Annotated in this window: 4 protein-coding genes; 2 read left to right on the top strand and 2 right to left on the bottom strand. The window is 72.1% G+C overall.

Annotated features, from left to right (window positions below):
• Positions 1-1,487: asparagine synthase (glutamine-hydrolyzing) (asnB, locus tag HUV06_RS14265; protein ID WP_174301920.1), on the bottom strand; the 1,487-nt coding region annotated here is incomplete at its 3' end.
• A gap of 152 nt (positions 1,488-1,639) precedes the next feature.
• Here asnB and HUV06_RS14260 point away from each other — a divergent pair.
• Together HUV06_RS14260 and HUV06_RS14255 are read left to right on the top strand one after the other, a co-directional pair.
• Positions 1,640-2,929, top strand: a complete 1,290-nt coding sequence (locus HUV06_RS14260) for an O-antigen ligase (protein ID WP_174301919.1) — start codon at positions 1,640-1,642, stop codon at positions 2,927-2,929.
• 93 nt (positions 2,930-3,022) lie between these two features.
• Positions 3,023-4,723 (top strand): lysine--tRNA ligase, encoded by a 1,701-nt coding sequence (locus HUV06_RS14255; protein WP_174301918.1) that lies wholly within the window; start codon positions 3,023-3,025, stop codon positions 4,721-4,723.
• 90 nt (positions 4,724-4,813) lie between these two features.
• Here HUV06_RS14255 and HUV06_RS14250 read toward each other — a convergent pair.
• Positions 4,814-5,750 (bottom strand): S9 family peptidase (locus HUV06_RS14250; protein WP_174301917.1); only part of this gene is annotated, 937 nt, incomplete at its 5' end.

Here is a 5,750-nt window from a genome sequence, read left to right as displayed (position 1 = left end):
CGGGTCTCGGGCGCATGGGCCGCCAGCCAGTGGCGCAGCAGAACCTTGCCGTGGCGGGGCGTGGCGCGCAGGCGGTCGGGCAGGGTGGCGGCGAAACCGGCGACCTCCCGGTCCAGGAAGGGCGTGCGGCCCTCCACGCTGCCCGCCATGAGGCAGCGGTCGAGCTTGACGAGCAAGCTGTTGGGCAGCCGCTCTTCGCAGTCGAGCGCCTGCAGCCGGTCCAGCCGGCTGCGGCCCGGGGCGGCCCTGGCGATGGCGTCGAAAGGCCCTGACCAGCCGCCGAACGCGCGCGCCAGAACCGCGACGCCGTCGAACACCCCGCTCTTGCCGCTATTCCGGCCGCCGAAGATGGGGAGGGTGGCGCGGCGGTAGCGGGCGTAGCCGCCGAACAGTTCGTCGGCGCCCTCTCCGCTCAGCACCACCTTGAGCCCGGCGGCGCGGGCCGCGCGGCCCAGCACATAGGTCGGCAGTACGGCGGGGTCAGCGGTGGGATCGTCCACCGCGGCGGCCACGCGAGGCGCCAGCCGCCAGAAGTCGTCCGCGCCCATCTCCACGCGCGTGCAGTCCGCGCCGAGCGCCCCGGCCGCCTTCATCGCGCCGAAGCTCTCGTCGGCTGGGTCGCGCCCCTCGTAGCCGATGGTGAGGGCGCGCACGGGCGTGGCCGACAGCCGCCGCATCAGGTGCAGCAGGAGGGTGGAGTCCACGCCGCCGGAGAAGAACAGCCCATAGGGCACGTCGGTGCGCAGGTGCACCGCCACGCTGTCGGCCATCACCGCATCGAACCGTTCCACCGCGGCGGCCAGGCGCCGGCGGGTGGGCGTCCGCGGGAGCACCGTCGGGATGCGCCGGCGGTCCACGATCCGGCCGCCCTGCAGCACCAGGGTCTCGCCGGGCTCCACCCGCTCCACACCGTCGAAGATCGTCGCCCGCCCCGTGACGTGCTTCAGCTGCATCAGCTCGGCGGTCGCGCCTTCGCGCAGGACCGGGCGCGCCAGGCCGGCGGCGAACAGGGCCTGGGGCTCGGAGGCGAAGGCGAACAGCGCCGGCGTCTCCACATAGTACAGGGGCTTTATGCCGAAGGGGTCGCGGGAGAGCAGCACCCGGTCAGCGCGCCGGTCGTGGATGGCGATGGCGTACATGCCGCGCAGCCGCATCGCGTAGTCCACCCCCTCCCGCTCGTAGAGGTGCACGGCGGGCTCGCAGTCCGAAAGGGTGGCGAAGGCGCCGCCCAGCGACTGGCGCAGCTCGGGTGCGTTGTAGATCTCGCCATTGGCCACCAGGGCCGCGCCCTGGGGGCCGAACAGCGGCTGGCGACCCCCCGCCACGTCGACGATGGCGAGCCGCGTGTCCACCAGCGCCACGTCCTGGTCGACATGGAGGCCGCAGGAGTCGGGGCCGCGGTGGTGCAGGGCCGAGGCCAGCAGCTCCAGCACGGCGGGGTCCACCGCCTCGCCGTTGCGCATGATGATCCCGGCGATCCCGCACATGGCTCGAGGGGCGGCTCTCCTTCGTCGCAGCGGCGCGACCGGGGGGCTGTATCGACGGCGCGCCGCCTTGCCAAGCGCGAGGCCAGCCGGCGGCCCTCCACATTCCGTGGCGATGCTCTACTCTCCAGGCGCAAACGTTTCGGAGCCTCGCCTTGACCGCCATACCGCCTGCGGCGTCCGCCCAGGCCACGCCGCCCTTCACCTTCGAGGCGGCCCGGGCGCCGCACTGGTTCGCCGTGCTGATGATCGTGCTGTTCGCCCTGCTGCTGCCGGTGGGCTATCTGGGCGACGAGGGCGAGGCGCTGGTGACCGCCGTCGGCGGCGCGGCGGCGCTGAGCTTCGTGCTGCAACGCCGCCTCCCGCCCGTGGGCGTGGTCATCCTGACCCTGCTGACCGCCTGGGCGGTGGCGAGCTTCGCCTGGAGCCCGCTGGCGCCGCTGCAGGCCCACCCGCACACCTACAACCAGCTGCAGGCCCTGACCGCTCCCAAGCTGGTGTTCCAGCTGGTGCTCGACTGCGCCTTCGTCTCGGGCGCCCTGAAGCTCTCCACCGGGCCGCGGACCCGGGCCATGACGTGGCTGGCCTGGACCCTTTGGGCGGCGGTTGCGGTGCTGATGCTGGACGGGCTGGCCCAGGGCCAGATCACGGGCGTGCTCAGCGCCATGTCCGGCAAGCCGCTGACGCCCGACATCGCCAAGCGCAACGCGGCGCGGGGCTGCTATGCGGTCGCGCTGATGTTCTGGCCGGCGGCGCTGTTCACCTGGCGCAAGGTCCCCGCCGGCGTACCGGTGGTCATCGGCGGGCTGATCGTGGCCAGCTCGCTGCTGCTGGGCGTGGACGCGCCGGCTGCGGCCATGATCCTGTCGCTGCTGGTCTTCGCCGGCGTGAGGATGGAGGCGCGGCTCGGCGCCTGGGCCTGCGCGGTGGGCGCAGGGGTCTACGTCCTGGCCGCGCCGCTGGTCTTCCTGCCGCATGGCGCCGCGGCGCCGCCGGACCTGCCGAGCGATGTGGGCAAGCTGTCCTGGCACGTGCGGCTGGACGTCTGGCGCTTCGCCTCCAGGCTCATCGCGCACCGGCCGCTGTTGGGCTACGGCCTGGACTCCAGCCGCGCCTTCGAGCCCAACATCCCCATGCACCCCCACGACATGGCGCTGCAGCTGTGGCTGGAGCTCGGTGTTCCCGGCGCGCTGCTGGGCGCGCTGTTCTTCGGCTGGCTGTTCTACAAGGTGGCGCGGCTGGCCAGGTCGGACCCGGCCTGGGCGGCCGTCGCCTGCGCCACGGGCTCGGTCTACCTGCTGATCGGGGCGATCAGCTTCGGCGTCTGGCAGGAGTGGTGGCTGGCGCTCGGCGCCGCGGCGGTCGCCGCCTGCGGCATGCTCCTGCAGGTCCGCCGCGAGGCCGTCGCCGTGGAGCTCCCGCCGGACGGGCTGGTGGCGCTGTAATCCCCTGCTCCTCTCCGTGAGGGCAGGGACTTGGTGGGCGAGCAGCAGCGTCGCGGCGTTGACCCGGCTCCGCCCCGCCCCTATCGCCACCTCATGCTGACTGGCCTGTCCATCCTCGCCCACGATGCGCGCAGCTGGCCATTCGACCAGGCGCGGCTGCTGCTTGCCCGGGTGCTGCGCCTGCGCCTGCAGGGCGACGCCCAGCACGAAGCCGCCCGCCTGATCGCCGATGGACAGGCCGCCGCCGCGGCGGACGCCTTTCCCGCGCTCACCGCAACGCCCGTCCGTCTGGAGACCGGCTACGGCCCCTCGGGCCTGCCGCACCTCGGCACCTTCCAGGAGGTGCTGCGCACGACGATGGTGCGCAACGCCTTCCGCGCCCTGACGGAGGACACGATCCCCACCGAGCTGATCTGCTTCAGCGACGACATGGACGGGCTGCGCAAGGCGCCCCCCAACGTGCCGCACCAGGACTGGCTGGAAGAGGACATGGACAAGCCGCTCACCGCCGTCCGCGACCCCTTCGGCGAGCACGAGAGCTTCGGCGCCTACAACAACGCCCGCCTGCGGGGCTTTCTGGACCATTTCGGCTTCGAGTACCGCTTCCAGTCCTCCACCGAAGCCTACCGCTCGGGGATGTTCGACGGCAAGCTGAGGCTGGCGCTCGAACGCTTCGACGCCATCCAGGACGTGATGCTGCCGACCCTCGGCCCCGACCGGCGCGCCACCTACTCGCCCTTCCTGCCCATCAGCCCCAAGACCGGCCGGGTGCTGCAGGTCCCGACGCTGGAGCGCGACGTGGGGCGGGGGACCATCCTGTTTGAGGACGAGGACGGCGCGCGGACCGAGGTCCCGGTCACCGGCGGCCACGTCAAGCTGCAGTGGAAGCCGGACTGGGCCATGCGCTGGGCGGCGCTGGGCGTCGACTACGAGATGAGCGGCAAGGACCTGATCGACTCGGTCAAGCTCGCCACCCGCCTCTGCAAGCTGCTGGGGGGCGCGCCCCCGGACGGCTTCACCTACGAGCTATTCCTGGACGCCGAGGGCGCCAAAATCTCCAAGTCCAAGGGCAATGGCCTGAGCCTGGAGGACTGGCTGCGCTACGGCCCGTCGGAAAGCCTGGCCTTCTACCTGTTCCAGTCGCCGAGATCGGCCAAGCGGCTCTATTTCGACGTCATCCCCCGGGCGGCCGACGAGTACCTGCAGAGCCTGGAGGCCTATCCGGGCCAGCCGCCCGCCAAGCAGATCGATAACCCGATGTGGCACGTGCACGACGGCTCGCCGCCGCCGCCGTCCCCGGTCAGCTTCGGCCTGCTGCTGAACCTCGTCTCCGCCTCGGGCGCCTCGGACAAGGCGATGCTGTGGGGCTTCATCGGCAAGTACCGGCCGGGGACGACGCCGGAGAGCCATCCCCTGGTGGACCGCATGGCCGACGGTGCGCTGCACTACTACGAGGACTTCGTGCGGCCCAACAAGCGCTTCCGGGCGCCGGACGCCCGCGAGCGCGCCGCCATGGAGGACCTCGTCGCCCGCTTCCGGACCCTGGCGCCGGACGCGGATGGCGAGGCGATCCAGTTCGAGGTCTACGAGGCCGGCAAGGCCACAGGCTTCGACCCGCTGCGGTCATGGTTCGCCGCCCTTTACGAGGTGCTGCTGGGCCAGCCGCAAGGCCCCCGCTTCGGCTCCTTCGCCGCCATCTTCGGCCTGGACCGCACCATCGCGCTGATCGAGGATGCCCTGGCGGGGCGCCTGGCCTCCGATCCTCCCCTCTTGGGGGAGGGGGACCGGGCGTAGCCTGGTGGAGGGGGCTGCGCCGCCGCTTCGCGTCGGCCCCCTCAGTCGGCTTCGCCGACAGCTTCCCCCTGAGGGGGAGCATCTTGCAGGTCACCGCGCCCCCAGCTCGCGCGTCAGGAACGCCACCGTGGCCCGGTCCGCCGCCAGCCAGCTCGCATAGCGCAGGAAGCCGTGGATCTCGTTCGGGATCACCAGCTCTTCATGGCGCACGCCCTGGGCATCCAGCCGGCGGGTCAGGTCCACCGTCTCGGAGAAGTGGACGTTGCGGTCGTCGTCGCCCTGGATCAGAAGCACCGGCGAGCGCCAGGTCTTCACGTCCGCGTCCGGGGAGGACTGGAAGGCGACCCGCATCGCCTCGGCCCGGTCGCCCTGCTCGTAGCGCTTCTGCGCCGGGCCGACCCAGTCGTTCAGGTCGGCTGACCAGTCGTGCACCCCGTGCAAGTCGACACCGGCCTTGAACAGCTCGGAGTTCCTGGCCAGGGCCAGCCCGGTCAGGTAGCCGCCGTAGGAGCCGCCCCAGATGCCGATGCGTTTCGGATCGACGCCCGTGACACCCTGCAGGAAGCGCGCCCCGGCCACCACGTCCTGGTACTCCGAAGCGCCCGCATAGCCCGCATGGTCCGGCTGCTGGAAGGCCCGGCCATAGCCGATGCCGAGGCGATAATTCACCGACAGAACCACGAAGCCGTGCGCGGCGAGATACTGGTTGGTGGCGTAAGCGTTGGAATAGTAGCCCATGTAGTGCCAGCCGAGCAGCATCTGGCGCGGCGGGCCGCCGTGGACGAAGATCATCCCCGGCTTGGCGGCGGGCCCGTCGTCGCGCTGGAAAAGCTGGCCCTGCACCACCGTTCCGTCCGCTGCTCGGAAACTGACCAGCTTGGGGGTCGCCAGGGCGTCGGCCGGATACGGCTCGGCGGCCGACCCGTCGAGGACGCGTGCGCCTTCGCCGGCGGCCCCGCTCAGGGCCACCACCGCCGGCCGCCGCGCCGCCCAGGCCACATAGGCGGCGCGGTCGGCCGAGGCGGCG

Origin of the sequence: Caulobacter sp. S45, assembly GCF_903642205.1 — a bacterium.
Taxonomy (GTDB): Bacteria; Pseudomonadota; Alphaproteobacteria; order Caulobacterales; family Caulobacteraceae; genus CAHJWH01.
The sequence above is the reverse complement of the archived record's forward strand: the minus strand, read 5'-3'. Positions and strand labels throughout refer to the sequence as shown.